Annotated in this window: 26 protein-coding genes; 13 read left to right on the top strand and 13 right to left on the bottom strand. The window is 28.7% G+C overall.

The window, feature by feature from the left end; translation table 11 throughout:
* Positions 1–3 precede the first annotated feature (3 nt).
* Complete coding sequence (locus HRT41_06520) at positions 4–375, top strand: hypothetical protein (GenBank protein ID NQY23669.1); 372 nt, start codon at positions 4–6, stop codon at positions 373–375.
* Between the two features lie 64 nt (positions 376–439).
* Here the strand turns inward: HRT41_06520 and HRT41_06525 are convergent, their stop codons facing one another.
* Positions 440–2,482, bottom strand: coding sequence for a hypothetical protein (locus HRT41_06525; protein ID NQY23670.1), 2,043 nt, complete (start codon positions 2,480–2,482; stop codon positions 440–442).
* 142 nt (positions 2,483–2,624) lie between these two features.
* Positions 2,625–3,716: a PQQ-dependent sugar dehydrogenase gene (locus HRT41_06530; GenBank protein ID NQY23671.1), complete on the bottom strand. Its 1,092-nt coding sequence runs from the start codon at positions 3,714–3,716 to the stop codon at positions 2,625–2,627.
* A 118-nt stretch (positions 3,717–3,834) separates the two neighbouring features.
* Here HRT41_06530 and HRT41_06535 point away from each other — a divergent pair, with 118 nt between their 5' ends.
* Together HRT41_06535 and udk are read left to right on the top strand one after the other, a co-directional pair.
* Positions 3,835–4,020: a hypothetical protein gene (locus tag HRT41_06535; protein NQY23672.1), complete on the top strand. Its 186-nt coding sequence runs from the start codon at positions 3,835–3,837 to the stop codon at positions 4,018–4,020.
* Positions 4,021–4,201: 181 nt separating this feature from the next.
* Entirely contained in the window at positions 4,202–4,837 is a 636-nt protein-coding gene (udk, locus tag HRT41_06540) for a uridine kinase (protein ID NQY23673.1), read from the top strand.
* 21 nt (positions 4,838–4,858) lie between these two features.
* On the opposite strand, the gene HRT41_06545 is transcribed toward udk, so the two are convergent.
* On the bottom strand, positions 4,859–5,452 hold the full coding sequence (locus tag HRT41_06545; protein ID NQY23674.1) for an HD domain-containing protein: 594 nt from the start codon (positions 5,450–5,452) through the stop codon (positions 4,859–4,861).
* A 108-nt stretch (positions 5,453–5,560) separates the two neighbouring features.
* Between HRT41_06545 and mmuM the strand changes: the two genes are divergently transcribed.
* A complete protein-coding gene (gene mmuM / locus HRT41_06550; protein NQY23675.1) occupies positions 5,561–6,487 on the top strand; it encodes a homocysteine S-methyltransferase in 927 nt (308 codons plus the stop codon).
* Here mmuM and HRT41_06555 read toward each other — a convergent pair whose 3' ends face one another.
* A complete protein-coding gene (locus HRT41_06555; protein ID NQY23676.1) occupies positions 6,488–6,955 on the bottom strand; it encodes a hypothetical protein in 468 nt (155 codons plus the stop codon). It lies immediately after the preceding gene.
* A 249-nt stretch (positions 6,956–7,204) separates the two neighbouring features.
* On the bottom strand, positions 7,205–8,617 hold the full coding sequence (locus HRT41_06560; protein NQY23677.1) for a DASS family sodium-coupled anion symporter: 1,413 nt from the start codon (positions 8,615–8,617) through the stop codon (positions 7,205–7,207).
* 188 nt (positions 8,618–8,805) lie between these two features.
* Here HRT41_06560 and HRT41_06565 point away from each other — a divergent pair, with 188 nt between their 5' ends.
* Positions 8,806–9,747, top strand: a complete 942-nt coding sequence (locus tag HRT41_06565; GenBank protein ID NQY23678.1) for a malate dehydrogenase — start codon at positions 8,806–8,808, stop codon at positions 9,745–9,747.
* A gap of 147 nt (positions 9,748–9,894) precedes the next feature.
* Here the strand turns inward: HRT41_06565 and acs are convergent, their stop codons facing one another.
* The 5 genes from acs to HRT41_06590 form a co-directional block, all read right to left on the bottom strand.
* A complete protein-coding gene (acs, locus tag HRT41_06570; protein ID NQY23679.1) occupies positions 9,895–11,841 on the bottom strand; it encodes an acetate--CoA ligase in 1,947 nt (648 codons plus the stop codon).
* A gap of 114 nt (positions 11,842–11,955) precedes the next feature.
* Positions 11,956–12,894, bottom strand: a complete 939-nt coding sequence (gene rlmF / locus HRT41_06575; protein ID NQY23680.1) for a 23S rRNA (adenine(1618)-N(6))-methyltransferase RlmF — start codon at positions 12,892–12,894, stop codon at positions 11,956–11,958.
* Positions 12,895–12,929: 35 nt separating this feature from the next.
* Entirely contained in the window at positions 12,930–14,702 is a 1,773-nt protein-coding gene (locus HRT41_06580) for an ABC transporter ATP-binding protein (protein NQY23681.1), read from the bottom strand.
* Between the two features lie 11 nt (positions 14,703–14,713).
* Positions 14,714–14,992: a hypothetical protein gene (locus HRT41_06585; GenBank protein ID NQY23682.1), complete on the bottom strand. Its 279-nt coding sequence runs from the start codon at positions 14,990–14,992 to the stop codon at positions 14,714–14,716.
* A 98-nt stretch (positions 14,993–15,090) separates the two neighbouring features.
* Positions 15,091–15,321 carry a transcriptional regulator gene (locus tag HRT41_06590; protein ID NQY23683.1) on the bottom strand — a complete coding sequence of 77 codons (231 nt, stop codon included), beginning with the start codon at positions 15,319–15,321 and terminating at the stop codon, positions 15,091–15,093.
* A 737-nt stretch (positions 15,322–16,058) separates the two neighbouring features.
* Between HRT41_06590 and HRT41_06595 the strand changes: the two genes are divergently transcribed.
* From HRT41_06595 to HRT41_06615, 5 genes are read left to right on the top strand one after another with little or no spacing between them, the layout of a single operon-like run.
* Positions 16,059–17,438 carry a dihydrolipoyl dehydrogenase gene (locus HRT41_06595; protein NQY23684.1) on the top strand — a complete coding sequence of 460 codons (1,380 nt, stop codon included), beginning with the start codon at positions 16,059–16,061 and terminating at the stop codon, positions 17,436–17,438.
* 51 nt (positions 17,439–17,489) lie between these two features.
* Complete coding sequence (locus tag HRT41_06600) at positions 17,490–17,699, top strand: DUF1104 domain-containing protein (GenBank protein ID NQY23685.1); 210 nt, start codon at positions 17,490–17,492, stop codon at positions 17,697–17,699.
* A complete protein-coding gene (locus HRT41_06605; GenBank protein ID NQY23686.1) occupies positions 17,699–18,370 on the top strand; it encodes a response regulator transcription factor in 672 nt (223 codons plus the stop codon). The genes HRT41_06600 and HRT41_06605 overlap by 1 nt, the downstream gene beginning before the upstream one ends.
* The gene (locus HRT41_06610) at positions 18,333–19,514 is read left to right on the top strand and encodes a HAMP domain-containing histidine kinase (GenBank protein ID NQY23687.1); all 1,182 of its coding nucleotides are present in this window, start codon (positions 18,333–18,335) and stop codon (positions 19,512–19,514) included. The genes HRT41_06605 and HRT41_06610 overlap by 38 nt, the downstream gene beginning before the upstream one ends.
* Positions 19,508–19,837, top strand: a complete 330-nt coding sequence (locus HRT41_06615) for a hypothetical protein (GenBank protein ID NQY23688.1) — start codon at positions 19,508–19,510, stop codon at positions 19,835–19,837. Before HRT41_06610 ends, HRT41_06615 begins: the two co-directional genes overlap by 7 nt.
* 16 nt (positions 19,838–19,853) lie before the next feature.
* Here HRT41_06615 and HRT41_06620 read toward each other — a convergent pair whose 3' ends face one another.
* From HRT41_06620 to HRT41_06630, 3 genes are all read right to left on the bottom strand, one after another.
* Positions 19,854–20,684: a flagellin gene (locus tag HRT41_06620; GenBank protein NQY23689.1), complete on the bottom strand. Its 831-nt coding sequence runs from the start codon at positions 20,682–20,684 to the stop codon at positions 19,854–19,856.
* 226 nt (positions 20,685–20,910) lie between these two features.
* Positions 20,911–21,192: an HU family DNA-binding protein gene (locus HRT41_06625; protein ID NQY23690.1), complete on the bottom strand. Its 282-nt coding sequence runs from the start codon at positions 21,190–21,192 to the stop codon at positions 20,911–20,913.
* 115 nt (positions 21,193–21,307) lie between these two features.
* On the bottom strand, positions 21,308–21,883 hold the full coding sequence (locus tag HRT41_06630; GenBank protein ID NQY23691.1) for a class II aldolase/adducin family protein: 576 nt from the start codon (positions 21,881–21,883) through the stop codon (positions 21,308–21,310).
* A 61-nt stretch (positions 21,884–21,944) separates the two neighbouring features.
* Here HRT41_06630 and rsmH point away from each other — a divergent pair, with 61 nt between their 5' ends.
* Genes rsmH through HRT41_06645 form a run of 3 tightly spaced genes read left to right on the top strand, consistent with a single transcriptional unit; the run spans position 21,945 to position 26,171 of the window.
* Positions 21,945–22,847 carry a 16S rRNA (cytosine(1402)-N(4))-methyltransferase RsmH gene (rsmH, locus tag HRT41_06635; GenBank protein NQY23692.1) on the top strand — a complete coding sequence of 301 codons (903 nt, stop codon included), beginning with the start codon at positions 21,945–21,947 and terminating at the stop codon, positions 22,845–22,847.
* The gene (locus HRT41_06640) at positions 22,840–23,091 is read left to right on the top strand and encodes a hypothetical protein (protein NQY23693.1); all 252 of its coding nucleotides are present in this window, start codon (positions 22,840–22,842) and stop codon (positions 23,089–23,091) included. The genes rsmH and HRT41_06640 overlap by 8 nt, the downstream gene beginning before the upstream one ends.
* On the top strand, positions 23,088–26,171 hold the full coding sequence (locus HRT41_06645; GenBank protein NQY23694.1) for an efflux RND transporter permease subunit: 3,084 nt from the start codon (positions 23,088–23,090) through the stop codon (positions 26,169–26,171). Before HRT41_06640 ends, HRT41_06645 begins: the two co-directional genes overlap by 4 nt.
* Positions 26,172–26,179: the final 8 nt, after the last annotated feature.

Genomic DNA, 26,179 nt, shown 5'->3' on the forward strand with positions numbered 1-26,179 from the left:
TAGATGTTTAAACAAGTTAAATCGGCGCTGTTTTGGTATTATTTATATAAGTTTAGAAAAAGAGTTTTACTTATTGTTCTTTTATTAAGCATCACTTTGTTTTCCAATGCGATTTATGGGGATATTGTTGAGTATTTACAAATAAGCAAACAATTGCAGTATTTGAAGGTTCTGCTTATTGTTAAATGGTGCATTATTTTGTTTAATATTGTTTTTTCTGCGTATTTAGTACTTACCTTATTTAAAAATAAAGAAAAAGAAAAAGAAAATAAAGAAAAAAAAACAAATAAAAAAGAAGAATTCTCTAAAAGAGAAAAAGAATTCTTATATAAAAAGAACTTACGAAATAAAGCCGATATTTTATTGGATAAATAAAGCAGAACCTTTTTGTTAAAAATATATGTTAAATACTTATGATTTTATCTTTAAACAAAAGTGCTTATATCGCTTTGTTCTTTTTTTGTTCCAGTTGATGATTAGAATCATATTTTAAGCTTTTTTCTATGGTTCTTTTTTCATCTCCTTTATAATCCATATTAATACTTTGTACTCTAATGGATGCATTTTTTATAAGAGCATGTTTTCCTTCAAACTCTTTTTCATTGGCTTCTTCAACAATTTGTTTTGAGATAATAGATGTTTTTTCTGCGATTTCTTTACTCGCAGAAGCAACTTGGGCTATTTTTTGAGTTTGTTGATCTTGAGTAGACACAGCATCGTTAATTTGTTCAATAGCGTTTGTTTGCTCAAGGGAAGAGTGTTCTATCTCTTTTATTAATATAATGGTATCAGAAATATCTTCATTTAAGTTATCAAAGCCCTCTATCATGTCTTGGGCTACTTTTTTTCCTTCTTTGGCTTTTATGTTTGCATTATTAACAATGTTTTGAATTTTTTTAGCTGCTTGTGCTGAACGTGATGCTAAATCTCTTACTTCTTGTGCCACAATAGCAAAACCTTTTCCTGCTTCCCCAGCAGTTGCTGCTTCAACGGCTGCGTTTAATGACAATATATTGGTTTGAAAAGCAATTTTATCAATAATTTCAATGGCTGTGTTTATTTCATTCACTTGTGTATTAATTTGATTCATTGCTTGCATGGTAGAAGTGGCAAGTTCTTTTCCTTTATTCGTAGCTTCTTCTAGTTTTTGCGTATTATTAGACATCTTCGTAATATTTTGCGTATTTGATTGTATGTTTGCAGTGATTTGATCTAAAGCGGCTGCAGTTTCTTCTAATGATATGGCTGCTTCACTGGAGGATTCGTCTAATAAGAGGGTATTGCTTAAAAGTTTGTTTGCATTGTCTTGTAAAATGAGACCATTGTTGATATTTGAGTATAAAATACTAGTAATAAGTTTGTTTACTTCATTTAGTGCAAGTGAGATTTTCCCTTTATCACTTTTTACCTGATGCATAAAATTTAATTTTGAAAAATGCTCCAATACATTTAAAATGCTGTTGGTATTTTCACCTACATTAGTATGTAAACTTTCTAACATTTCATTAAAAGAGATTCTTAACTCTTCTAGGTTTTGTGATTGAGTTGTTTTGTTTAAACGTTTATTTAAAACACCATTTTTTACTTGACTTACTATGTTATTAACATCTTTTAAAAAACTTCTGTCTTCTTCTATTATTTTATTGGTATTTTTAATATGAAGATTTATTTTTTTTGACATATTTCCTAATTCGTCGTTATTTTTATCATGAAGAAGTTTTATATCGTTTTTTTCTTTATTTAAATATTTGAAAAAATCAAACAAACCTTCTTGAAAATCTTTTATAGCTTGAGAAATATTTCTACTTAAATAAAGAGTGATTAATACTGAGGATAGAATAGCAATTATAGCAATAATAGCAATTATCTTTAAAATGAGTTGTTCATCTGCTTCTGCTTTTTTAGATGAGAGTTCAAGAAGTGCTTCCATTTGATGGCTTAATATCTGAATATTTGTATCCATTTCATCTAATTCTTTATGTAATAACTTTTTTTCTTCTTCAATATTGTGAACATTGTTTGTTTTTAAATCGTTTTCAAATAGATGTAGGGTTTTTTTAAAAACATTTTGTTCTACTTCTAAAACATTTAATTCTTTTAAAAATAGTTCGTAAGTATTTTTGGTTTTTAGGTCTGCATTATGTGAAATAGCTTGTTTGACTAAAACTTTTGCTTCTAGAATTACTTTATTGGTTTCCTCTTCTAATATTCTCATATTTTCTTTAATCTTTAAAAACTGCTTACTTTTCGTATTCTTACTTTCAATAATTAAATTATACGTAAGAATTTCTTCTTTTAAAATGTCTTTTTCAAGTTGTGAAATAAGTTTGTTTATGGGGATTTGGTAATGATAGATTTCCTCTAATTCATCTGAAATAGTGTTAAAGCCAATATAAGAGGACAAGGAAATTAAAACCATAAAAAACAGTGATAAAGCCATTGAAAGCGCAAATTTAGTTGTTAATTTTAAATTATTAAACATTAATTACCCTTTATTTTGAATTGGATAATAATGTTAATATAATGATTATAAAATTATACTTATTATTTTAAAGTACATTACTTAAATTATATATAAATTTCATTCAAGCCTTAAATGCTTATTCTACTGTTCTTCTTAACATTTATTTTTCTATGATTTTATAAATATTTCCTTGGTCGCTTGAAAAATAAATATATCCTTTTTCATCTTCTACTAAAGCTCTAATGCGTTCATTTAGCTCTAAAAATAAACGTTCTTCTTGAAGAACTTTCATTTCTTTATTTAAAACAATACGGTTAATATGTTTTAAAACAAGCGCACTTGAAAATAAATTATTTTTCCATTCTTTGTATATTTTTCCAGAATAAAGTAATAAAGAAGAGGGTGCAATTGATGGGATATATACTTTGATTGCATCTTCCATGCCTTTTTTTCTTCTTGTTTCTCCTACAAAAGATAAAGAATAATATTCTTTTCCATACGAGACCAGAGGCCAGCCATAGTTTTTTGCTTTTTTTATTATATTAATTTCGTCTCCTCCTCTTGGCCCATGTTCATTTGAAAATAAGAGTTTTCTTTTTTTATCATAAAAAAGTCCTTGAGGGTTTCTGTGTCCATAAGAATAGATTTCATCTAAAACATTCTTGTTGTTTACAAAAGGATTATCAGAAGGAATACTTCCGTCTAAATTAAGACGAATAATACTTCCTGCATGATTTAATAAATTTTGTGCATTTTTTCTTTCTCCTCTGTCTCCTAAACTAATAAAAATATGATTGTTTTCATCAAAAGCGATACGTGAACCAAAATGTCTGTTTGTATTACTTTTTGTAGTGCTAATAAAAATATCATGAAAAATAAGAGGGCTGTTCTCTTTATATTTGGCTCTAGCAAGGCTTAAAAAAGAAGTATTTTTTTGCACATAAGTAAGATAAAGGTAAGAATCTTTTTTGAAAAAAGGAGATTTTTTCAAGTCCAAGAGTCCTCCTTGGCCCCTTGAATCAATTTGTAAATTATGTTTAATGTTTTTTCTTTTTTTTGTTTTTAAATCTACAAGTAACATTTCACCATTTTTTTGATTGATTAAAATTTTGTTCTTGGATATAAATACAAAAGACCAGGGTTTATTCAAAGAACTTATAATTAACTCAAGAGTGTAGTTTGTATTATTTTGGGCAAAAGAAGTGCTTGCAAATAAAAATAGTAAAAAAAGTGTTAAAAAAGTATTTTTCATAATAAAAGCCTTTGTTATAGTTTATTACAAAATGTTTTAAAGTAAAAACTAATTAAAAAAACACTTCTGTTTTTTTAAGAATTTTTGTTAAACTTAATAATGAATGAAAGGATATATTATGAAATATCTTTCTGATATAACACTGGCATATGTTTTTGTGCTTGCTTTAATGCTTCCCGTAATTGTGGTATTGTTTAATGCTTATGGTTTTTTTATTGCATTGTTTTTTGTGGTAATACCTCTTTTTTGGTTTGTAATGGATTCAGAAGTAAACCATTATGACGTGGATAAATATTTGTTATAAAGTATAAATTTAGAAGTCTGTTTATCTATACATGAAGGAATTCTTTTGTTTTTTTTCCGTATTTTTTAATAAATGTTACTGATTATTAAGAGCATGCTTATTATCTAATTTAGACTTAAGTTTTAAAAACAAACATATGTAATTTTAGATATAATGCGAAAAATACATATAAGGATAGAATATGAAAGACTGCATTTTTGTGGGTGTTGCTGGTGGAAGTGGCTCTGGAAAGACTACTGTTGCCCACAATTTAGTAAAAGCATTTAGAGGTGGAGATGCAGCTTTAGTAGAGCAGGATGCATATTATCAAGAACTAAAGAATACAACAATAAAACAAAGAGCTAAGGTGAATTTTGATCATCCTGATTCTATTGAGTTTTCTTTATTGGTTAAACATTTAAAAGCCTTAAAAAAAGGCAAGTCCATAAAAAGACCTATTTATGATTTTACGACACATTTAAGAAAAGAAGAAAGTGTTAGTATTTCTCCTAAAAAAATCATTATTATTGAGGGAATTTTAATTTTATCAATTCCTGAAGTAAGAGAACTCTTAGATGTAAAAATATTTGTTGATACAGATGCGGATGAGATGCTTTTAAGAAGAATTGAACGTGATATCAATGAAAGAGATAGAACCTTTGAATGTGTACGTGATCAGTACTTAACTACGGTTAAACCAATGTACTTAGAATTTTGCGAACCCTCTAAACGATATGCTGATATTATTATTCCACGTGGTGGGGAAAATAAAATAGCTGTTGATATGATAATTGCTAAATTAAAACGTTACTTAAAAAAAGGTACTTTAAATAAATAGATAAATAAATCTTTTAAAGATTTATTTATCTTCTAACCAGCTGTTTTTTACCGCTTCTTGTACTTCTTCTTGTACATAATCCCACAATTTAGGCGAAGCTTCTTTTAAATAAAGATTTCTTTTTAAGACCTGAGATTTAGAAATACGGTGTTTAACCCACGATCCTCCCTCATTTCTCATATTAATAAATAATGGTAAGATTCTATCAATGGCTTTTGCAAAACAGGCATCGGCGCTAATACAGTCTTCAAATTCAAACCATAAATCTTTAAATTCTTTTGCTTGATTTTGTGGCAGTAGAGAAAATAAACGCTCTGCTGCTTTTTTTTCTTTTATTTCTTGTTCTTCTTGATTTTTTTGATCTTCAAAAGCGAATAAATCTCCTGCATCTATTTCTATAACATCATGAATTAATAACATTTGAATAACACGTGAAATATCTATTGTTTTGCCTGCATATTCTTGAAGAATTATGGCTGCTAGTGCTATATGCCAAGAGTGTTCTGCTGAGTTTTCTTGTCTGTTATTATCTTCTTTTACCGTAGTTTGACGATAAACTGCTTTGAGTTTATCTATTTCCATTATAAAATTTATTTGTTGCGTTAAAGCCTTCATATTTGTCCTATACTTAAGTTCATTATTCTATAATTATAACCAAAGAAACTGTTTTAAACTAAGACTTTATATGCAGTTTAAAATAAATTTTAAAAAAGCGAATATTATATGAACCTACTTAAAACCCTCTTGGAAAAACAAAAAATTATAGTGCTTGATGGGGCATCTGGAACAGAACTTCAACGCAAGGGTTATGATGTAAACGATGAGCTTTGGGCTGCAATGTTTTTAATTTCTAATCCAAAAGCCATTAAAGAAGTACATGAGGATTATTTGCAAGCAGGGGCTAATTGTATAACAAGCTTAAGTTACCAAGCCACATATGAAGGATTTTATAAAAAAGGACTTAATGAAAACGAAGCTAAAAAAATGCTTTTATTATCTGTTTCTTTGGCTAAAGAAGCAAGAGATGAATACTTCAATAAAAACAGTGAACATACAAATAAAGCTCTTGTTGCTGCATCAATTGGTCCTTATGGTGCATTTTTAGCAGATGGTTCTGAGTTTAGGGGAGATTATTCTTTAAATCAAAAAGAACTGGAAGAATTTCATAAAAAAAGGCTGAATACTTTACTTGAAGCCAAACCTGACCTTCTTGCATTTGAAACCGTTCCTTGTTTAAAAGAAGCAAAAGCTTATGTTAATTTATTAAAAAACAAAAAGAATATAAATGCTTGGATTAGTTTTAGTGCTAAAGATTCTTTACATATAAACAGTGGAGAAACAATAAAAGAATGTGCACAATATCTTGAAGAATATTCTTTTATTACTGCTATTGGAATTAATTGTACCTCTCCTAAATATGCCCAATCCCTTATAAAAGAGATCAAAAAAGTCTCAAGTAAAATAATCCTTGTTTATGCAAACAGTGGAGATATTTACGATGCAAATGATAAATCATGGAAAGTAAGTAAAAATAGTCAAAGTTATGCCAAAATGTCAGATCTTTGGTATAAAGAAGGGGCTCGATTTATTGGAGGATGTTGTCAAACTACGCCAAAAGATATAAAAGAAATAGTTTCTATGTATAAATAACTATTTATATTCCAGACTTTTTATAAGCAGTTTTTTGTTTTTAAAAGGATCTATAATGGCTTCTATTTCATCAAAATTATATTTAAATCTAAAACCTATTTTCGAATTTGTAGCTGTGCTTTCTAGAATATAAAAAGCTTTTTTATTTACATAAAGCGCTTTTTTATTTTTAAGTTTATTTTTTAAATGTACAATAACAAAGATATGTTTGGGTACTAAAACAAAATACGCTTCATAGTTTTTTGCTTTTAGAAGTGAGATTAAAAGATTGCTTTTATCATCACAATCGCCATAATTTTGTTTGATAACATGTTTTGAACTTCTTGCAATACTTTCATTTATTTTATAAGGAATATTTGTAACTAAATCAAGAAAACTTTGTACTTCACATAATTCATTTTTTTTGCAGCCTTTGCTTAGATGAAAACTTAATCTTTTTGTATAATCATCCATTCTTACTTGATTCACATAAGTAGAATCTCCTAAATCAAGGAATTGGTTTTTAACTATAAAAAATGACAGATAAATCATATACAGCAAATAAGATATAAAGATAAAACAAAAAACAATTGAAAAATATTTTAGGAATTTGTTTTGTATTAACATGGTATTTCTTTATATATATAATTTAAATATTATTGCATAAGTAGCATTAATACTTAAAAAACATAAAAAAATAAACGAAAAGAGTTTTCTTTTCGTTTATTATAGACTTACTTAAAGAATGAAAAAACCTAAGGAAATTAAAGCACCTAAATAAATAGCTCCAAAGATTGCTCCTAATCTCCACCATGTTGCTTGTGGAATATAACCAGCCCCATACCAAATAGGAGAAGGTCCTGTTGCATAAGGTGTAATTATTCCCATAAGTCCAAGGGAACCTACAAATAAGATTGAAAGAGGTTGCAGCATCTCACTTGGTAATAAACTTGAAGCTACTGCTAAAAACAGTGGCAATAAAGCAACCGTATGTGCAGTAACACTTGCAAAAAAATAATGAAAGATAAAAAACAAAAATAATAAAATCAAAGCAATACTAAGCGGTTCAAAACCTTCAAGACCTGTAGAAATTAAGCCTGTTGCCCAAGCTAAAAAACCAACTTTTTTAAGTCCAGCTGCCATAGTAACTAAAGTAGCAAACCAAATGAATACATTAAAAGCATTTTTATTAGTAATGACATCATTCCAGGTAATTACATTTGTTAAAACCAATAAACACAAAACCAATAAAGCGGCCGTTGTTCCATTAATAGAGAATTGTTTACCAAAAATCCATAATACTAAAGCTAAGGTACCAAGACCTAACATTAAGAGTTCATTTTTAGTGATTTTTCCCATTTTATCTAACTCTTTAGCTGCCCATGCAGGAGCTTCGGGAGATTTTTTTTGTGTAGGAGGGTAGATTATATATGCCAACAAAGGTACAGCTAAAAACAAAGGAATCATAATGATTGCTAAAGTAGAAAACCACTCTCCCCATTCAATAATAATACCTGCATTTTTTTCAACTAAAGAAACGGCTAAAAGATTGGGTGCAAGTGCTGTTAAAAACATAGAACTGGTAACACAAGTAGCAGCTATTGCTACCCACGAGATATAAGCACCCAGTTTTCTTGGTTCATGCTCAGGTGTTGAATCAAACATTTGTGGAATATTAATAGCTATTGGGAAAATGGTTCCTGCACTTCTTGCTGTATTTGAAGGCATAAAAGGAGCTAAAATTCCATCTGCAAAGGCTACTGCATAACCAAGACCTAAAGATGTTTTTCCTAAAGCTTTAACCAATAAAAGAGAAATTCTTTTTCCTAAACCACTTTTTTGATAACCAAGGGCAAACATAAATGCTGCAAAAATCAGCCAAATTACACCATTTGAGAAACCACTTAAAGCCCAATCTCTGTTGGCTTTAGCTGTCGTTTCAACAAGCCCAAAAGATGCTGAAAATATAACACCAACAAGTCCAATGAGAGCAGCTGGAATAGGTTCTAGAATTAAGGCAATAATTACAGCTAAAAATACTGCAAAAAACTGATGGGCATTTGTGCTTAGGCCTTCAGGCGTTGGTAATAAAACAACAAAAATTCCGATTAATATAGGTATTAAAAGCCTAATTTTTTTACTTTCTAACATAATAATTCTCCATAAAGTGTGTGGGTTTAAATAAATTGTTTGATAAAACAAAAGAAAAAATACTTCTTACGTTAAAATTTTACTCCAAAGAAAAAGTACTTACCTTGTTTCAAATCAATTCATTATATTAAAAATAACTTTAAAATATAATATAATTTAATAAATTAAAATTTACAAAAGGATAGGCAATGATTAAAAAAGTAGGAATAGTAGGTGTTGGTAATGTAGGTGCTACTTTGGCTTTTATTTTAGCCAGTAAAAATATTTGCGATGAAATTGTTTTAAAAGATATAAGAGAAAATATTCTTGAAGCAATGACTTTAGATATCTCTCAAGCAAGCGCTGCTAGTAATTCAAAAACAAAAGTTAGCTCTGCAAAAGAAGCAAAAGAATTTAACACTTGTGATATCGTTGTAATAACAGCTGGAATTCCAAGAAAACCTGGAATGAGCAGAGATGATTTATTAATAACCAATGCAAATATAATGATATCAGTAATAAAAGAAACAATAGCGTTTAACCCTAATGCTGTAATAATTATTGTTTCAAATCCTTTAGATGCTATGGTTTATACTGCTCTAAAAGCTTCTTCTTTTAAAAGAGAGAAAATAATAGGAATGGCAGGCATTTTAGATTCTTCAAGAATGGCACATTTTATTTCAAAAAAACTCAATATTCCTTGTAATGAAATTGAAACATCTGTTATGGGAGGGCATGGAGATGCTATGGTTCCTTTAGTTAATTATACAAAAGTACAAAATAAAAAGTTAAGTGAATTTTTAAATGATGTTGAAATTCTAGAAATCATGGATAAAACAAGAAAAGGTGGGGCTCAAATTGTAGCTGCTTTAGGAAATGGAAGTGCTTATTATGCCCCTGCTTATTCTACATATTTAATGATTAATGCTATTTTAAATGATACAAAAGAGATCTATCCTTGTGCGGTACTCTTAGAAGGTGAATATGATTATAGTAATATTGTTGCAGGTGTTCCTATTGTTTTAGGAAAAAAAGGTTTAGAAGAAATTGTTGAATTGAATTTAAGTGTGGAACAAAAAGAACAATTTAAACACTCTGTTTTAGGGGTGAAAGAATTAACAAGTATTTTAGATAAAGAAATTTTTAATTAAAAATCTCTTTATAGTTTTAGGCATTACCTGTAATAACAAGCAAAAAAGTAAGAATTAATCCTGTAAAAAGAATAATTGCCAAGGCTATAAATAATCCAAGTTTCATAAAAGTATGCCTTTAATTTTTTAGAATTATACACGAAAATCTTAAAGGTTTTCTTTTTTATAAACATTAATGATATCTTCTACCACAGAAGAATCGGCAAGTGTGGAGATATCTCCTAAGTTTTCAAAGTTTTTATTGGCAATTTCTCTTAAAATTCTTCTCATGATTTTTCCTGAGCGTGTTTTTGGAAGAGCAGGGCTTATTTGTATTATTTCTGGTTTAGCATGACTTCCTATTTGTTCTTTTACCCAAGATTTTAACTCTTCTTTTAAATCCTTTTTTATGTTAACATTCTTCATTAAACTTACATAAGCAAAAATGGCTTCGCCTTTTATAGGATGAGCATAAGAAACAACGGCTGCTTCTGCCACCGCTTCGTGCGCAACGAGTGCTGATTCTAATTCGGCGGTTGATATTCTATGTCCTGAGATATTCATAACATCATCTACTCTTCCTCTTATCCAATAAAATCCATCTTCATCCCTATATGCACGATCTCCTGAAAAATACTTATTTTCATGTGTTTTAAAATAGGTTTCATAAAATCTTTTTTTGTTTCCATATATGCCTCTCATTTGCCCAGGCCATGAATTATTTATACATAAATCACCTTCTGCCCTGCCTGTTAAAATCTTAGAATTTTCATCTAATAATAAGGGTTTTATTCCAAAAAAAGGTACGCTTGCACAGCCTGGTTTTAATTTTGTAGCATAAGCTTGCGGGCTTATTAAAATACCACCTGTTTCTGTTTGCCACCAGGTGTCAACAATAGGGCAATTTTGTTTGCCTATGTAATTATAATACCAATGCCAGGTTTTTGGATTAATAGGTTCTCCTACGCTTCCTAGAACGCGTAAAGAGGATAAATTGTAGGGTTTAACATACTCATCACCTTCTTTCATTAAGGTTCTAAGAACTGTGGGTGCTGTATATAAAATATTTACCTTATGTTCTTCTACAATTTTCCAGAATCTTGATGGGTTTGGATACGTAGGCATACCTGCAAAAATGACTGTAGTAGCCCCATTTGCAAGAGGGCCATATACAATATAAGAATGTCCTGTAATCCAACCCACATCAGCAGTACACCAGTAAATGTCTTTTTCTTTATAATCAAAAATCATTTCATGGGTAAAAGAAGCATACACCATATAACCACCAGTAGTATGTAAAATACCTTTGGGTGTTCCTGTTGAGCCTGAGGTATATAAAATAAATAAAGGGTCTTCTGCTTTCATTTGTTCTGGTTCACAAATTTTTTCATACTTGTGTTTAATTTCATGATAATAGATATCTCTTTCTTTATTCATAAATACGTTTGTATTTTTGTGTTTTATGACTAAAACTGTTTTTACTTTGACACCTTTTATTTTTAGGGCTTCATCTACAATATTTTTATATTCAATCTTTTTTCCACCTCTTTGTCCTTCATTTACAGTAATTACAAAGTGTGATTTACAATCTTTTAAGCGTTTTGCAATAGCTAAAGAAGAAAATCCTCCAAAAATAACAGAATGCACAGCCCCAATTCTTGCACAAGCAAGCATGGCAAAAACAGTTTCTTTTATCATGGGCAAATAAATAGTAACTCTGTGGCCTTTTTTTACGCCTAAGTCTTTGAGTGCATTGGCTAAAACACATACTTCTTCATACAGTTGTTTATAACTTATGTGTTCTGCTTGGTTCTCTTCATCTGCTTCACAAATCAGCGCGGTTTGAGAAGCTCTTTTTTGCAAGTGCCTGTCAATACAATTCACACTGGCATTTAAAACTCCTTCTTTAAACCAAGAAATATGTAAATCTTCTTTTTTAAAAGAAACATCTTTTATAGTATTAAAATCATGATACCAAGAAATTCTTTTGGCTATTTTTTTCCAAAAATTTTCATTGTTTAGGAGGGATTCGTTATAAATTTTGGAATAGTTTTTATTATTAAGGTGATGTTTATGTAATAACATCTCTTTGGGTTCAAGTAGAAACTTGTTCATTATAAATCCTTCTTGTTATTGGGTAATAATAAATATTATTAATGATAACGAAGAAGTGATTAGTAGTAAAAAAAGAATTTAATGTAAATTAAAAATTAAACTTTTCTTAAGATTTTAAAGATGTTTTTCTAGCCATGCTTGTTTTTCTTTTTTACTTAAAAAACTCCAAACTAAAATTCTAGATATTTTTTGACCTTGTTTCATTTCAAGAATTTTAATATCAATGGCTTTTAAGTTCTTAAGTTTTCGCTCGAAAATACTTAAGTGCTCTTTTTTAGAAACCAAAGTAGAGAAACAAAAGAAATTCTTTTTATAAAGTGTACTTTGAGAAATAAGTTTAGATATAAACTCTACTTCTCCACCTTGACACCAAAGTTCACTTGCAGTTCCTGAGAAATTAAGTACCGTTTTAGCATATTCATCTTTTTTTAGGTTCTTTATTTTTCTGCTTGAAGCAGCACTGGCATCTTCTTGTGATTTATGAAACGGAGGGTTACAAATACTTGCCATGAAATATTCATCGTTTGAAACAATGTTTTTTAATACATCACTTTGTTTATTTTGGAACCTAAATTCTACTTTATTGTTCAAAGATATATTGGATGCTACAATATTTTTTGCAATGTCTAAAGACTCTTGTGAGCTATCACTTGCTACAAGGTCCCAATCATAAGCAGAACTTGCAATAATAGGATAAATACAGTTAGCACCTGTTCCTATGTCTAAAATCTTTACGTCTTTTCCTCTTGGAATTGTATTGTTATTGTTTTGCATTAAATATTGTGCTAAATAGTGTATATAATCTGCACGTCCAGGAATAGGAGGAATTAAATGCTGCTGTGGTAAATCATAATTCTCTATTTTATAATAGTGTTTTAAGAGCGCTTTATTAAGGGCAAGTACTGCTTTTGTATTAAAAAAATCTATGGATTCATTATTGTATTTATTTATTAATACATATTCTTTTAAAGCAGGGTAAGAAGTACAAAGTTCATCAAAATTGTATTCTTGATTGTGCGGATTGTTTTTATGGAGTGTTTTTGTTTTTTTCATTGTTTATCTTAATGTTTTTTTGTATTATAACCTAATTATATGAGTTGAGAGTGAACAAAACTATTGTAATGCCCCTCTTCTAAAGACAAAGTCTCATGATTTCCTTCTTGTACAATATTCCCTTCATGTAAAACATAAATTTTATTGGCATTTTTTACTGTACTTAAACGATGCGCAATAGTAATAACGGTTTTGTTTTTTAATACTTTTTCTAAATCTGCAAAAAGTCTGGTTTCTGTATGTACATCCAAAGCAGAAGTTGATTCATCGAATATTACAACAGCAGGATCAGCAATAATCATTCGTGCAATGGATAAGCGTTGGCGTTGTCCTCCGCTTAAACGAATTCCATTTTTCCCAACAATGGTATTTAAACCCTCTTTCATGTCATTTATAAGTTCTGTCATTTGAGCTATTTCAAGGGCTTCTTTAATTTTATTATCGCAGATTTCATCATTTCCCATAGTAATATTAAATCTAAGAGTATTATTAAATAAAATAGGCATTTGAAGTACTAAAAATATATTTTCTCTTAAAGAAGATTTTTTAATATCATGAATGGAGATATCATTGTAAAAAATATTCCCACCTTTTAGGGTATAAAAAGAAGATATTATTTGAGCAAGGGTCGTTTTACCTGAACCACTAGCGCCTATAAAAGCCACTTTTTCACCGGCTTTAATAGAAAAAGAAATATCATCTAAAACAATTTTATCTGTATTGTAAAAAAATCGTAGTTTTTTAACATGTATGTCTAAAGCATTGTTTTTAAGTTTTAATATTTCATGGCTGTCTTCTTCTAAATGCAAATCAAGAATTTTATTAATTCTTTTAATGGCTGCTTTTGCAGATGCATAAGAGTACTGCATGGATAAGATATCTTGAATGGGAGTTATTATAAACCAAATATAACCAAACATTGCAAACATTAAACCAATAGATAAATCACTGTAAGCCACCATAATTAAACCAGAGGCTCGTAATACTTCAAAAGCAACTAAAAAAATAGTAAAAGAAAAACGCTCATAAGCCAAACTTTTATAGGCGTATTCATTTGATGTTATTTGCACGTTTTTGGCTTTGTTAATGGCATTTTGAAAAAAGTTCTCTTCTTTATTTGATGCTTTTATTTGTGAAAAAAGTTCTAAAACTTCTGAAATATTGTTTTGAAAATCTTCTACTGCTTCATTTTCTTCTTTTTTTAATACAGAAACATTTTTTGAGATTCTCTTGGATAAGAGCATGATTATTGGTTGTATGGTTAAAATCATAAGTCCAAGCATGGGATGAATAATAATCATTACAACAGAAACGGCGAGAAGTGTTAAAACAGAGGAAATTAATTTTGAACTGCTGGTTATAATAAATGCATCCAAGGTATTAACATCGGTAATTAAATTAGCAGATACAGCGCCAGATCCTAAGGTTTCATATTCATTGATACAAACACGTTTTAAATGCGTAAGAAGTTTTTCTCTTATTTTAAACGTAACATGTTTGGAAATTTTTGTAAAAATTTTAGTAATAATTACTGAGAGAATAAAATATACTATACGCAATATTATGACAGACAAAGTTACAATGCTTATATAATAAAAAGCATCCCCAGATCCTATGATTGTATCAATACTAGCTAAAATTGAACTGGGTTTATCTAAAAGAACTTCGTCCACTAACATAGGCAATAACAAAGGAATGGGAATAGAAATCATTATTGCAAGCACAGTAACAATTTGACCAATTATAAGCGCTTTCTTTTTTTCTAGAACGCTTTGGAAGATGAATTTAAAAGTAATATTTCTTGACATAAGATATTAGACTAGTTCATTTCTTCACAAATATTGGATTTTAATTTTTCATTGTATACACAGTGTAATCCACATTTATAAGTAGCTAAATCTAAGTTTTCTTTTATTAAATAAGATTTTGCAAGTTCTTGACATTTTTTTAAGTCTTTTGTTGTATCTTCCAAAATTAAAAAACGTTTGGTATTGCTAGGATCTGGATAAATAAACGCACTCCACTTGTCTTCTACTTCTTCAAAACATCCTTGAAATAGAACTGCTGTACAAAGTACTAATAAAATATTTTTAATCATAATGCTCACTTTTGTGTTTTTTAAGTCAAAAATAAAAAATAATTAAATTTTATGTATTTTTAACGGGCTTTTGTTAAAGGATTCTAATGAAATATTTCTTAAGATAGGATTTTATTAAGGGTATTCTTCATAATAGTGAACTCTTTAAGTTCTTCTTTTAATCGTAAGTTCTCTAAATACATTTCAATGGCTTTGTTTAATTGTTCAGATATTTTTCCTGTAGATGCTGATTTATTAATCGTATCTGGTTTATATCCAATTTCACTTGCCAGTCTTTTATACGTTAATTGTAAGTCTTTACACACTTGTTTGATAATATTTGGATGCAATTCTTTATAAAGTTCTGTAAAAGAAATATCAAATTCTTCACAAACCTCTTCTAAAATACTTTTTTTATTTAATAAAGAAAGTCTGTGCAGATTTGCAGGAGAATTGGGTTTATAAATATTAAATTTATCTTTTGATACAGATATAAACAGTTTGTTACCATCACATCCAATCATATATTCAAAAGAATCAACTAACGCATTGTTTTCTCTGTGTTTAAATTCTTCTATGAACATCAAAGAGTTAATTGTTTTTGCTTTTGTTTTAGCTTCTTTGTATTCTTCAAAAGTGATTTCAAAATTATGATGTTTATAATCAACATAAATCGAATCTTTTGGCATGTTTCCATTTACTTTTATATGGAAATTTGTTTGTGTATCTCTGTTATTTGAAAATACATTTACTAAATTGTCTATTTTTAGCATATAATTTGATAGAAAATCGTTTATAACTTCTTCTACTTCAGGGATGTCAGTATAACCACATTCTTGGTCTCTTACAATATAAGGGACAGAATTGAATAATTTTCCTACTTGGGGCATTTTAGGTCCTATTATTTTAATATGTGCATTATATGATTTATTTTATTATTAAATGCTTATTTTAGTATAATTATTAAACAATTAAAATATTGATAATATAACTAATTATTTTAATTGCTTAAATGTCTTTTGTTTTTACCAAAAAATTAAAAATATAGACTAAAATATGTTTAACAATATTTAAAAGGTTGGTATTTATGAAAAATTACGATTTGATAATTATAGGAGCTGGACGAGCAAGTAATTTAGCAGTAAAAGCTTCAAAATTGGGAAAAAAAGTTGCATTGATAGAAAAAAGTGCTTTAGGAGGTACTTGTCCCAATAGAGGATGTGTTCCATCAAAGTTATTAATTGGATATGCCCATGTTGCACGTGCTATAAAAGAATCAAAAAAACATTTTATTGAAGCAAGTATTCAAAATATTGATCTTGAGAAAATTTTTGAAGAAAGTAATGCTTATGTTAATGGTATAGATAGTGTATATAAAAATAAATTTAATGAAAATGTTACTGTTTATAAAGGAAATGCAAGTTTTCTTAATAATACTACGGTTAAAGTAAACAATGAAGAATTAAGTGCAAAAATTATTGTTATAGCAACAGGTACAAGACCTATTGCGCCAGAACATCAAAAAGCCTGGAGCAGTGATGATTTATTTCCCTTAAAAACACGTGTTCCTAAATCTATTACTATTGTAGGTTCTGGGTTCATAGCTTGTGAACTTGCGAATTTTTTTGATGCGGTGGGTATTAAAACCAAATTGTTAGTGCGTTCAAATACTTTATTGAAAAATGAAGATGCTTATATTTCTGATATTTTTAAAAAAGAGTTTTCTAAAAATATAGATATTGATTTTGAAACAACACTGGAAGACGTGCAGTATAGTAAGAATGAATTTACAATGAAATTAAAACATAAAAATAAAACAAGTACGCTTCATAAAAGTGAAGCTTTATTATATGCAACAGGAAGAATAGCTAATACGGATACGCTGGAACTAGAAAATACGGACATAAAAATCAAAGCAAATGGTTTTATTAAAAGAGATGCATTTTTCCAAAGTTCTGTAAAAGGAGTTTATGTTGTAGGAGATGCAAGTGGAGAACATATGTTACAACATGCGGCTGCTTATGAAGTGAATTATTTGTACAAAATTTTATTTGCGAATGAAAAAAAACCCTTGGCTTTTAAATATATGCCTCATGCTGTTTTTACTGATCCTGAAATTGCAAGTGTTGGATATACACAAGAAGAATTGGACTCTAATAAGAGAGTTTATGTAAGCTCAACAACAAACTGGTTAGCAAGTGCAAAAGCAATGTCTACCAAACGTACTTATCCCCGTACGAAATTATTAGTAGATCCTGCTTCTTATGAAATATTAGGATGTCATTTAATAGGACCAGAAAGTTCAACCTTGATGCATCAAATTTTGGCAGTAATGCATATAAATAATGATGTAAGGCATTTAAAAGATATGTTGTATATTCATCCTGCATTAAGTGAAGCTATCTTACCAGCAGCCGTAAAAGTAATGGAGGCTGTAAATAATTATAAAGAAAAGAGTCAAGCTTAGTATATGATTTTACACTATTATTATGATATTATTAACAAAAAAAGTGATTAAATGAAAAAATTATTATTAATGCTTCTTTGTTTTTCTTTTGTGTATTGCGAAAACTTTTCAGAAATGAGTACACAGGAGCTTATTGCAATAATGGGCTATGTAAAACCTGCTAAAATAAATAATTTTAAGCGAGAACTTAACTCTAGGCTTTCTACTATGAATGCTTCAGAAAAAAAAGAGTATTTAAAAAATGTTAAAAAGATGAAATAATGAAAAAGAAAATATTTTTATTAGAAGATGATATTACCTTGAATGAAACGATTTCTGAGTATTTAAGTGAAAATGATTATGAGGTCGTATCTATGTTTGATGGTTATGAAGCTTATACTCACTTGTATGAAAACTCTTATGATTTGATTTTACTGGATGTTAATGTTCCTTCATTAAATGGTTTTGAGCTTTTGAAAAACCTACGCAATCATAATATTTTAGTACCTGCTATTTTTTTAACGTCTTTAAATTCAATGGATGATTTTGAAAAAGGCTATGAGAGTGGCTGTGATGATTTTTTACGTAAACCTTTTGAATTAAAAGAACTTCTTTTGCGTATTAAAACCATTATAAAAAACGGTTATTTTCATAATATAAATGAAAGAATAGAAATAGATACAGGTATTTTTTACGATGTTAATAACAATACTTTATATAAAAATGATGAAAAAATAGTTTTAAATCATAAAGAATGTTTGTTATTAAAGTTTTTTTTACAAAAACAAAATACTTTAATTTCTCATGAAGAAATACACCAAGCTCTTTGGGATTATGACGAAGTGTTTAGTGATAATTCTTTGCGAACCTATATTAAAAACTTACGAAAAATATTCGGTAAAGACAGGATAATCAGTGTTAAAAAATTTGGGTATAGATTTACATCAAAGTGAAAAAAAGACTTTATATTCTTTTTTAAGCCTTTATACTTTCCTTTGCCTTGTAATTATCTTTTTTGTCTCTTTTTTATATTTTACTTTTCAAAAAGACTTAATGCTTCAAAATAAAAGAGAAGTATTACAAGCTTATTCCAAAGACTTTATCTTACGTTTAAAAGACTTACATATTAATTTTGACAAATACAAATATTATCCCAGAGATGAAAAATTCAATTCAGCTATTTATGACAGTGAGCAAACGCTTATTTTTTCAACCCTAGAAGCCAAAAATGTTTCTTTAAATGAAGTTATTTATACCAATACTTCTCATATTCATTTTATAGAAGAACCTGAATCTTATTATTTAGGGGCTAAGTATATTGTTATTGAGATAATAGACAAAAATGATTGGTTTTTTAGTGTAAAAAAAGAGATAGCACTTTTTTCAAGTATTGCTTTTATTTTTATGTTTTTAATGGGATTTTTTTTATTAAGATTATTTTTAAAACCAATGAGAGACTCTTTTTTCCTTTTGGATAATTTTATAAAAGATACAACGCATGAGTTAAATACGCCCTTAATGGTTATTACTTCAAATGTTGAAATGCTTAAAAACCATAGTTTTGATGAAAAAATTCAAAAAAAGATAAACAGAATAGAAATTGCAGCACGCACGGTTTCAAATATTTATGATGATTTGACGTATTTAACGCTTAATAATAAAATTATTTCAAAGAATGAGAATATAAACCTAAGTATTTTGTTTCTTCAACGCATTGAATATTTTAAATCCTTATCAAAAAGTAAAAAAATAACAATGCACTCACAGATAAACAAAGATATTTTTATTTATTGCGATAATAAGAAGATTTCTAAAATAATCGATAATTTAATTTCCAATGCTATTAAATATAATAAAATAAAAGGAAGTATACATTTTATTTTAAAAGAGTCTTATCTTTGCATAGAAGATACGGGTATTGGGATTAAAGAAGAAGATATAAAATATCTGTTTCAGCGTTACTCTCGTTTTTCTTATCAAGTTGGGGGTTTTGGGATTGGACTTAATATAGTTAAACTTATTTGTGATGAGTATGATATAAATATTACGGCTTCTTCTCTTATTAAGAAAGGAACAAAAATGGAGCTTAGATGGTAAAAGTTTTAATGATAGGGTTTTGTTTAATAATACAAATGCAAGCTTCTGTGTACAAGCAGAACTGTTTATCTTGCCATAACAAACTTCCTGTTTCAATTGATAAGTTTTTTTATAGGTATTTGCTTACGTATTCTTCACAAGGTGAGCTTAAAAAACAAATGCTCTCTTATCTGCAAAATCCCAAGGAAAAAAATACCATAATGCCAGAAGCTTTTATTAGTCGTTTTGGAATAAAAGAAAAAACATATTTAAGCAAAGAAGAATTAAAAAGTGCTTTAGATGAGTACTGGGAAGAATATAAAGTATTTGGGAAGTTAGAGTAAAACAGTAATAAGATTGTTAGGAAAGCAATCTTATTACGGCATCTTGTTTAATATTATTACTTTGGGCAAGGGCATAAATACCTGCTTGTGTTAATACATTGTTTTTATTAAAGTTTGCTATTTCTTCTGCAATATTGGCTGAACTTAGAACAGATTGCGCTTCTTGTGTTTGAGTATAAGCAGAAATCAATGATCTTCCAGAGCTTTCTAATTGGTTTTGTGAGCTTCCTAATTCTGAACGAAAGCTGCTTAAGGTGCTAATAGCAGAATCAACAGTCTCTAAATATTCTCTTGCTGTACTTGAATCAAAAGTAGCTGCATCTTGATTTAATAAGTTTTCAAGACCAAGTCCTAGCGTATTTGCTTGAATTCCTTGTGTTTCAATGGTATCAGAACTTGAATTCCCTGCTTGAAAACTTAAATTTGCACTTGTTTCTTGTGAAGTGGCATTTTCTTGTAAGAGATAATTGCCATTATAATTAGTAGAGCTTGCAATATTGTTTAATTGCTCACTCAAAGCTTGAATATCTTTTAAAATATTTGCTCTTCCATCATCTGAAGTTGTATCGGTTGAGGCTTGTAAAAGTTTTTCTTTAATGGTATCTAGGATATTACTTTGTTCATTAATAGCCTGATCTGCAATTTGTGTTAAAGCAACACCAGAATTAACATTTGAAATAGATTGTGCATAACCACTGCTTTGTTTTTGTAGTTGGGCAGATATAGCTAAAGAGGAAGCATCATCACTGGCAGAGTTTAATTTTGAGCCACTTGAAATTCGCTCTAATGCTTTATTTCCATTTAAATAAGAACTCTGATTGTACGATATTCCTGAATTAATTTCCATAAGAACTCCTTGATGTATACAAATTGTATACTTAAAGACTTTAAAATAGAATTAAAGGCATAAACTAGTTATTTGTGAATTTAAATTTATTTGTTTGGGTGTTTAGAAAAGGATAGAATTTATAGTAAATTTTGTAAAAATAACAAAAGTGTTCTTTAGTAGTAGGATTAAAATTTTACATAAAAAAAGGCTTGTGAAAACACAAGCCTTTTAAAAAAAAATAGAATTATTTTTTTCCAGATACTGCTTCTTTTAAAGATTTTCCAACTTTAAATTTAGCTACAGTAGTTGCAGGTACATTAACTGTTCTGTCTGTTCCTGGTACTTTCGCTGTTCTAGCAGCTCTGTCAGCTGTAGAAAAAGTTCCAAAACCAATAAAACTAACGTTTTCTCTTTTTACTAATGTTTCAGTAATTGTTTCAAGTACTGCATCAACTGCACCCTTAGCGTCTTTTTTAGATAATCCAGCTTTTGCTGCAATTGCGTCGATAAATTCTGCTTTATTCATAGAAAAATCCCTTTGTTTAAATTTAAGATAGGCAAACTTTATACTATCTAAGCTTACAAATACCTAAAAGTAGGCTCATTACTTAAATAATTGTATTTTTCTTATATATCTCCCATTAAAAAGATGATTTTAGACTAAGTAATCTACAACTATTTTCTAAGATTGCAATTTTTTTTAATAAAGAATTAATATCTCTGTCGTAAACATAAGTACCTACACCTTTGATTATCATGACATGATTATGGGATTCTTTTAAATATTTTGTAATCTCCAAACCATTTCTGTTATACCAAGTTGAGAAATCCCCTGGATCATAAATAGGAAGTTCATTAAACGCTGTTTTGCCAAAGTAGTCTTCAAAAACAATTTTATCGTGCGTTAAAGAATATGCTGTTGTATAAAGAGGCACTCCAAAAGCAATATATTTTGCTTCATGAATGTTATTATAAATATTGGCATGAATATGAGAATCCATACTTGCTGTATTCCATCTGTAATCTTGTGTAATAATACTTAAGTCACAATATGCATTTTCATCCATTTTATCAAACATTGAGTCCGATTTATTGATTAAGAACCTGTGCTGGTCAGTCTTTGCTGAAATCGCACCATGGTAAATACCAAAAAAATTCTTTCTAAACATTATAGAACAAATGCTGGATAATAAATTTATTGTTTTTTTATCAGTCATTTTAAAAAGCCTTAAATTAAAGTTTTGTTATGATATCAAAAATAAAATAAGGATGTATTTAATGACTGCACCACATATACCTGTACTATACAATGAAACGCTAAAGGCTTTTGAAGATATAGAAGAAGGTTATATCATTGATTGTACTACTGGTTATGCAGGACATTCCAAGGGTTTATTACTTCAAAACGATGATATTAAGCTTATTTGTAATGATCAAGATGATGAAGCTTTAGATTTTTCAAAAATTGCTTTAGAAGAATTTTCTCCCAGAGTTAGGTTTAACAAAGGGAATTTTGAGCATATTTTTGAACAATTTAAAGATTTTGAAATCAGAGGAATTTTGGCTGATATTGGCGTTTCTTCTTTACAATTGGATAAAAAAAGCAGAGGTTTTTCTTTTGAGAGTGAAACTCTTGATATGAGAATGGATGATAAACAAGAACTGGATGCTTCTTTTGTTGTCAATAATTATTCCCAAGATGAATTAGAACGAGTATTTGATGAATGTGGAGAAGTAAGAGAATATAAAAAAATGGCCTCACTTATTGTTAATAACAGGCCTTTTACATCTGCAAAAAACCTAGCCGCTTGTATATCAAAAAACATGCATAAAGGGCGAATTCACCCAGCAACTCTTCCTTTTCAAGGAATTAGAATAGAAGTAAATGATGAGCTTGGTGTGTTAAAGCGATTATTTGATTCTCTTGCTTTGTTTAAACCCAAAAATTGTATTGTGGCTATTATTTCTTTTCATTCGTTGGAAGATCGAATAGTAAAACAATATTTTAAACAATGGAGTAAAAAATGTATTTGTCCAAGTGATGCGTTTAGATGTACTTGTGGAAATAATAACTCTTTGGGAAAAATTCTTAGTAAAAAACCAATTACTCCTAGCGCGCTTGAGATTAAAGTGAACCCACGCTCACGTTCTTCCAAATTAAGGATTTTTAAGTTTGATTAAACTAAATGCAAAAAATTCAATTATTATTGCTCTGTCTGCTTTAGGCATTGCATTATTATTGTATTTCCCAAAAATATATATAAAAAACAATATCTATTATACTTCTAAAGATATTAATAAACTTTTTGGGCATTATATTTCTTTGAAAGAAGAAAACAGATTTTTAGTTCAACAATTAGAAGATATGAAGTTTAAAAATCAAATTATTGATTCTTTGATTATAAATACCTTGGATAAACAATGATAAAATATATTATCTCTTTTGCTTTAAATAAACCCATTCTAAACCATCTTCTCTTGTTGTTTTTACTGCTTTTGTCTGTATTTTCTTATTTTAATATTCCTAAAGAAATATTTCCACCTTCAAAAATGCAAGCCATTTCTATACTTGGAAGTTATGCAGGCGCTAGTTCTGAACTCTTGGATAAAATAGTTGTTGAAGACTTAGAAGATGATTTAGGTCAGGTATCTGATGTATCAAAAATTTCTTCTACTATTAAAAATGGATTTTTTACTATTGTTTTGGAATTAAAAAAAGACGTAAATGTAAATGATGTTATTTTTGAAGTAAAAGACATTGTAAGTAAAAGTAAAAAAAATCTTCCTTCTGATATGGATGAACCTACTATTAGTGAAGTTATTTATAAAATACCTCTTATCACTGTAGTACTTAGTTCAGCACTAAAAAAAGAAAAACTCTTAGTTATTGCAAAAGATGTAAAAAGAGACATTATTAAACTAAAAGATTTATCCGAAGTTGAAATTTGGGGCGATTCTTCTAAAGAACTAGAGATTGTTTTTAATGAAAAAAAAATAGATGCGTATGGCTTAAATGTAAATGATGTAATAACAGCGGTACAAAATCAAAGCAGTATTTTTCCCTTGGGCGTTATAAAAGACAGTAAAAGGCATTATTATTTAAGTACGTATAATGGTGAAAAAGAACTAAAAACATTAGAAAACTCTTTACTTACTGTGAATAATTTAAGTCTGCGTCTTAAAGATATAGCAAAACTTGATTTTACACTGGATGATAATTCTTTTGTCTCCCATTTTAATGGGGTAAGAGATATTTCTATTGGTATTAATAAAAGTGCCTCAGGCGACGCTATTTATTTAGCCCAAGAAATAAAAAAGATTTTAAAAAACTATGGACAAAAATACCCAGATATTGTTTTTGATACGCATACGGATACGTCTGTTTGGATAAAAAACAGATTAAATACGGTGGTGTCTAATATTTTATTTGGTTTGTGTTTATTGTTTATTGCTTTACTGTTTTTTATTAATGCAAGAATTGCAATTGTAATAGCTATTGGTATTCCTACTTCTTTTATGATTGCTTTAATTGTTATTAATGCTTATGGCTATTCTATTAATATGCTGTCTTTATTAGGTGCTTTACTTGCGCTTGGAATGTTGGTTGATGAAGCTATTGTAGTAGGAGAGAATATCTATAGGCATTTAGAAATGGGAAAAAACAGATTTGATGCAGCACTTGATGGGGCGCTGGAAGTTTATCCTGCTGTATTAACTGCAACGGCTACAACTATTTGTGCTTTTTTACCTATTTTACTAATGACAGGTGAAACAGGCAAGTTTATGAAGATACTACCTGTCATTATTAGTATTTTATTATTGGCTTCTCTTTTAGAAGCCTTCTTTTTTCTTCCTTTGCATGCAAAAGAGTTATTTAAAGTACATACAAAAACTAAAAAATCAGATATTTTTTGGATAAAAAGTAAAATATTTTATAAAAAAGTGTTAAATTATTTATTGAAAAAGCGTTTTTTTGGGCTTATCTCTATGGTATTAATAATATTATCGTTGATTGTTGTTTCTGCTTTTAACTCAAAATTTACCTTAATGCCAGAATTTGACAATACTCAAATATTTATTAATGGTTCAGTTGGCGTGGGGGCGAAACTTTCCCAAACAGAAGAATTAGTGAGTCAAATTGAACAAAAGATTCTGAAAGAATATGATTTCTCAAATAATGTGGCTTCCATTTCATCTGTTATTGGTTTAAAACTAGATGGGCAGAATCAAGCCCAGTTTGAAGAATTTTATTTCCAGATTTTTGTTAATTTAAATGAACATGTTCCTGCTAATGTTTTTGATAAGTATATAAATCCTTATTTATCTCCTAAATATGATGATAGCAATATGTTAAGAACGACTACGGCCCAAAACATACAAATTGAGCTCTTAGCTCTTCTAAAAGAGTTTACGCTCTCACCTTCATTTAAGGACTTAAATATTTTTGTACCACAAGCAGGTATTATTAAAAATGATTTTGAACTTTCTTTAAGTGGAAACAGTGAAGAAGTAAAAAAAGCCCTTGTTTTACTTAAAAACAAACTTTCTTCTTTAGACGGTGTTACTAATATATCCGATGATGTTTTAGAAGGAAATTTAGAAATAAAATTACGTCTTAATAATTATGGGAAAAGTCTTGCTATTAGTGAGAGTTATTTAAGTACACAATTAAAACCTCTTTATTTAAATGCAACGTATTCTAAAATGTTTGATAAAGAAGGTTTGGTTGATATTGTTTTTAAAGGAAAAAACAAAGATATTTTTTCTTCTTTAGAAAGTTTTGAAATAAAAGTACCTTTTGACAATAAAAAAGTTTTATTAAAAGAAATAGTATCTTTTCACAGTAATACCTCTTATTCTCAAATTTTTAAAGAAAATTCTTTGCGTATTATTTCTCTTACGGCTTCTTTATCAAAAATAACATCATCCGAAGTTTATTCGCACTTAGAAGATTTATTAGAAGACGTAGGACATAATGTAAGCATTAAAATCAAAGGAGAAGAAGAAGAAAATATAAAAGTAATTGAAGAAATGATTCAATCTGTACTTATTGCTGTTACTTTGATTTTTATTTCTTTGGTTTGGATGTTTAATTCTTTGATTAAACCTCTTATTATTATTTCAACCATTCCTTTATCTCTTTTAGGGGTTATTGTAGGACATAATCTTTTAGGAATGAACATTACCATGCCTTCTTTAATTGGAGTGGTTGGTCTTGCTGGAGTGATTGTTAATGACGGTATTATTATGATGGATTTTATAAAAAAAGCAAAAACGCTTGAAGAGTTGGAAGAATTAGCCCTTACTAGGTTACGACCTATTTTATTAACCTCACTTACTACTATTTTGGGTTTATCTACTTTGATATTCTTTGCTTCTGGACAGGCTTTAATTTTACAGCCTATGGCAGTTTCTTTAGGTTTTGGAGTATTATGGGCTACGGTGTTAAATTTGTATTATGTACCTATGTTATATCGTTTGGTCTATTTAAGAAAAGCAGTATAACAAATACT

It is taken from the genome of Campylobacteraceae bacterium (assembly GCA_013215945.1).
Classification (GTDB): domain Bacteria; phylum Campylobacterota; class Campylobacteria; order Campylobacterales; family Arcobacteraceae; genus NORP36.

Bases quoted from the DNA above. Each gene is read 5' to 3' on its own strand.
- HRT41_06520 (NQY23669.1), top strand. From the start codon at position 4: ATGTTTAAACAAGTTAAATCGGCGCTGTTTTGGTATTATTTATATAAG.
- HRT41_06525 (NQY23670.1), bottom strand. From the start codon at position 2,482: ATGTTTAATAATTTAAAATTAACAACTAAATTTGCGCTTTCAATGGCT.
- HRT41_06530 (NQY23671.1), bottom strand. From the start codon at position 3,716: ATGAAAAATACTTTTTTAACACTTTTTTTACTATTTTTATTTGCAAGC.
- HRT41_06535 (NQY23672.1), top strand. From the start codon at position 3,835: ATGAAATATCTTTCTGATATAACACTGGCATATGTTTTTGTGCTTGCT.
- udk (NQY23673.1), top strand. From the start codon at position 4,202: ATGAAAGACTGCATTTTTGTGGGTGTTGCTGGTGGAAGTGGCTCTGGA.
- HRT41_06545 (NQY23674.1), bottom strand. From the start codon at position 5,452: ATGAAGGCTTTAACGCAACAAATAAATTTTATAATGGAAATAGATAAA.
- mmuM (NQY23675.1), top strand. From the start codon at position 5,561: ATGAACCTACTTAAAACCCTCTTGGAAAAACAAAAAATTATAGTGCTT.
- HRT41_06560 (NQY23677.1), bottom strand. From the start codon at position 8,617: ATGTTAGAAAGTAAAAAAATTAGGCTTTTAATACCTATATTAATCGGA.
- HRT41_06565 (NQY23678.1), top strand. From the start codon at position 8,806: ATGATTAAAAAAGTAGGAATAGTAGGTGTTGGTAATGTAGGTGCTACT.
- acs (NQY23679.1), bottom strand. From the start codon at position 11,841: ATGAACAAGTTTCTACTTGAACCCAAAGAGATGTTATTACATAAACAT.
- rlmF (NQY23680.1), bottom strand. From the start codon at position 12,894: ATGAAAAAAACAAAAACACTCCATAAAAACAATCCGCACAATCAAGAA.
- HRT41_06580 (NQY23681.1), bottom strand. From the start codon at position 14,702: ATGTCAAGAAATATTACTTTTAAATTCATCTTCCAAAGCGTTCTAGAA.
- HRT41_06585 (NQY23682.1), bottom strand. From the start codon at position 14,992: ATGATTAAAAATATTTTATTAGTACTTTGTACAGCAGTTCTATTTCAA.
- HRT41_06595 (NQY23684.1), top strand. From the start codon at position 16,059: ATGAAAAATTACGATTTGATAATTATAGGAGCTGGACGAGCAAGTAAT.
- HRT41_06600 (NQY23685.1), top strand. From the start codon at position 17,490: ATGAAAAAATTATTATTAATGCTTCTTTGTTTTTCTTTTGTGTATTGC.
- HRT41_06605 (NQY23686.1), top strand. From the start codon at position 17,699: ATGAAAAAGAAAATATTTTTATTAGAAGATGATATTACCTTGAATGAA.
- HRT41_06615 (NQY23688.1), top strand. From the start codon at position 19,508: ATGGTAAAAGTTTTAATGATAGGGTTTTGTTTAATAATACAAATGCAA.
- HRT41_06620 (NQY23689.1), bottom strand. From the start codon at position 20,684: ATGGAAATTAATTCAGGAATATCGTACAATCAGAGTTCTTATTTAAAT.
- HRT41_06625 (NQY23690.1), bottom strand. From the start codon at position 21,192: ATGAATAAAGCAGAATTTATCGACGCAATTGCAGCAAAAGCTGGATTA.
- HRT41_06630 (NQY23691.1), bottom strand. From the start codon at position 21,883: ATGACTGATAAAAAAACAATAAATTTATTATCCAGCATTTGTTCTATA.
- rsmH (NQY23692.1), top strand. From the start codon at position 21,945: ATGACTGCACCACATATACCTGTACTATACAATGAAACGCTAAAGGCT.
- HRT41_06645 (NQY23694.1), top strand. From the start codon at position 23,088: ATGATAAAATATATTATCTCTTTTGCTTTAAATAAACCCATTCTAAAC.